The 338-nt window shown below is 41.1% G+C and carries 1 protein-coding gene; it reads left to right on the top strand.

Annotated elements, in window-relative coordinates:
• Nucleotides 1-193 (top strand): bacterioferritin-associated ferredoxin (locus A3739_RS08420; protein WP_156502479.1); only part of this gene is annotated, 193 nt, incomplete at its 5' end.
• Between the last annotated feature and the right edge of the window lie 145 nt (nt 194-338).

The following is a 338-nucleotide window of genomic DNA, read 5'->3' as shown; positions in this document are numbered from 1 at the left end:
CAGCTGTTATAAGGTGGGTGAAAAAGAGATCATCCGAGCCATACAAGATGACGGCTGTGATAGCGTTGAAGCTTTGGGGTCGCAATTAAAGTGCGGCACAAATTGTGGGTCGTGTAAGTCTGAACTCAAACAAATTCTTAAGCAAAATCTTGTTCCAGAAGGTGAACGCATTACCTTAGAGGAGTTTTCATGATTACTGCTGCAACAAATTTATTAGCTCTATTTAGGCGCTCTTCAAATAATGATGGAGAGGTTAAGGACACAGGGTTTATAAATCGGGTTAAAACTCAAATACAAGCTCGTTCTAAACGAGGTTGTGTAACGATTATTGGTGCGGG

The sequence above is a fragment of the Oleiphilus sp. HI0067 genome, from assembly GCF_001635735.1.
Note: the sequence above shows the minus strand (reverse complement) of the source record. Positions and strands in the feature narration are given on the sequence as shown.